The sequence below is a fragment of the Corallococcus interemptor genome, from assembly GCF_003668875.1.
Lineage (GTDB): Bacteria > Myxococcota > Myxococcia > Myxococcales > Myxococcaceae > Corallococcus > Corallococcus interemptor.
Genome location: NZ_RAWM01000247.1, coordinates 1 through 2,272, shown reverse-complemented (window position 1 = coordinate 2,272; position 2,272 = coordinate 1). Strand labels below are relative to the sequence as shown.

The 2,272-nt window shown below is 71.7% G+C and carries 3 protein-coding genes and 1 pseudogene; all 4 read right to left on the bottom strand.

Annotated features, from left to right (window positions below; genetic code table 11):
- A pseudogene (locus tag D7X96_RS38810) lies at positions 1-1,079 on the bottom strand (hypothetical protein); the annotation flags it as partial.
- Positions 1,066-1,395, bottom strand: a complete 330-nt coding sequence (locus D7X96_RS38805; protein WP_120550327.1) for a c(7)-type cytochrome triheme domain-containing protein — start codon at positions 1,393-1,395, stop codon at positions 1,066-1,068. The gene D7X96_RS38805 and the pseudogene D7X96_RS38810, both read right to left, overlap by 14 nt.
- Positions 1,392-1,589 carry a hypothetical protein gene (locus D7X96_RS38800; protein ID WP_120550328.1) on the bottom strand — a complete coding sequence of 66 codons (198 nt, stop codon included), beginning with the start codon at positions 1,587-1,589 and terminating at the stop codon, positions 1,392-1,394. Before D7X96_RS38800 ends, D7X96_RS38805 begins: the two co-directional genes overlap by 4 nt.
- Positions 1,586-2,188: a NapC/NirT family cytochrome c gene (locus D7X96_RS38795; protein WP_120550329.1), complete on the bottom strand. Its 603-nt coding sequence runs from the start codon at positions 2,186-2,188 to the stop codon at positions 1,586-1,588. Before D7X96_RS38795 ends, D7X96_RS38800 begins: the two co-directional genes overlap by 4 nt.
- Between the last annotated feature and the right edge of the window lie 84 nt (positions 2,189-2,272).

Sequence of the window (2,272 nt, the reverse complement as noted above, 5' to 3'; positions counted from 1 at the left end):
GTGGACGGCTGCGCCACGGCGGGCCCGGGCGCGGTGGGGGCGGTGGTCACCACGGCGGGCGAGGCGGTTTCCTTCGCGCTCGCGTCAATCCACCGGGCCAGGAGCGCCAGCTGCGCGCTGCCGGGTTCCCACACCGCGCCACCTGCATGCGAGTCGCCCTTCGCGCGCTGGTAGAGGAGGCTGTTGGCGGCGGAGCCGGGAACCACCAGGGGCTCCACCGAACGCAGGTGCTGCTCCGGATCCGCGTGGGTCACGTAGCGGCTGGAGCCGGCCATCCCGTCCGAGGCGTGACAGCTGGAGCAATCCGCCAGCAGCGCCTCGTGCACCTGGGGAGCAAAGCGCGGCGCGGCCCCGGCGTCCTGGGACGCAGGGCCCGTACTCGCGACCGGTGTGGCGGTTGGAGACGTGTCCGCGCCGGGAGACGTGGCCGCGCCAGGCGCTGGACTGGGAGCAGCCGGCGCGGACGTGGGCGCGCGGTCGTGGGCGGGATGGGGCGTGCCTGGGCTGACCGTGGTCAACGCGGGCGGGCCGCCGCGTGCCTTGCCGGGCGGGGCCCCTCCTTCAATCCACCGCAGGACCGTCGCGTACTCCGCCGACTCCACCGCGAAGACCTTCTTGCCTCCGTGGAGCGTGGTGCCGGTGCCCTTCTTGAGCAGCGGGCTCTGCGCGGCGGTGGCGGTCTGCACGAAGCGCAGGGTGGCCTCGTAGTCCGCGGGCTCGCCCCGGAGCACCCAGCGGGACCGGGACGCCATTCCCTCCGGGCCGTGGCAGGACTTGCACGCCTTCTCCAGGATGGGCCGCACGTCCTCCTCGAAGCCCGGCACTCGAGGCCGGTTCGCGCTGGCGGGCGTCCGGGCCGGCGGCGCGCCGGGACTCCTGACGGCTTCCGCGGGGGACGGCGCTGCCGGGGCGGGGACGCCCGCGTCCGGCGCCGCCTGCACGGGGGGCGGCTTGATGCCCAGCCGCTCCTGGAGCTGCCGCCGCTTCTCCTCCTGGGACTGCGCCCGCGCGGGGCCTGGAATGGACAGCATCAGCGCGCAGGCGAACAGCGCCCAGGTGCCCGGGTCAGCGACGCGCATGGCACGCCTCGCATTTCATGGAGCTCCAGGCCTTGGCGGCCTGTCCATCATGGCAGCGCCCGCAGTAGCGGCCCTCCCGCATGTCCTGATGCGTGAAGCCCAGCCGGGCCTGCGGGAACGTGCCGGGGTGGCAGCTGTAGCAATACATGGAGCCATGCCCCCAATGGGAGAACACCGCCGGAGCAGGCGCGGCGCGCTCCTTGAGCGGAGGCACCCGCACGTCCTGCGGCGAGTTCACGGCGAAGATGGGCGTCGTGAACAGGAGGAGGGCGACGAGCCCCACCGGCCACCGTCCCCCGCGAGCGGAGCGCCTCATAGGGCCTTCTGCTCCTTCAATATCTTCCAGACCGTGACGCCGTAGAGCAGGACCCCCAGCAGGACCAAAGGAACGCCCACGGCGGTGGAGATGACGAAGGTCAGGGGCGTCCAATAGAGGGAGGCGAACAGCTGGACCAGCAACCCCGCCAGCACGAAGAGCGCCGCCACCCGGATGCGTTTGTCATGAGTCATGGACGCGCTCGCTCCGGAAGCCAGAAGTTCTGGGCCTTCACGCCCTCCAGGTCGTGCGCCAGGTCATGGCAGCTCAGGCACGAACGGGCCCCGCTCTGCAGCTCCGCCTGGAGCTCCCGGTGCGGCCCGGCCTCCAGGTAGCCGCGCGCGTCGTTGTGGCAGTGGAGGCAATTGTAATTGGGATACGGCTGATAGAGCCGGGGCTCCGGGGGGATGGTCCCGAAGTAGTGGACCCAGACGTGCCGCAGGCCGTTGAGCTTGGCCTTCGCGTCCCCGAAGAGCGCGTAGTCCGTGTGGCAGGAGAAGCAGGTGGAGTCGCGGTCGATGAGCCGCTTCTGGTAGTGGACCGCGGCCAGGGCGTTGGGGTTGTCCACGAACAGGCTCTGCCCGTAGCGCTCCATCTCATGGCAGCCCATGCAGAACTGCGTCTGGCTGGACTCGCGCACGCCCACCGCGACCCCGGCGCCGCTGACGACCAGCGGCAGGATGGCCAGGCCTCCCAGCAGCACCAGCCGGCCCAGCCGGTTCGCGGTGAGGTGGCCCGCGGCGTGGGCAATCATCGCCACCAGCACGGCCACCGCGCTGACAATCACAATCATGAGGGTGGGCAGTGGAGTCTCCGTGGGGCCTGAGGTCGTGAGAGCCGTGCGCTACGGGGTGGGAGCCCCGGCGGAGGGCGGGAG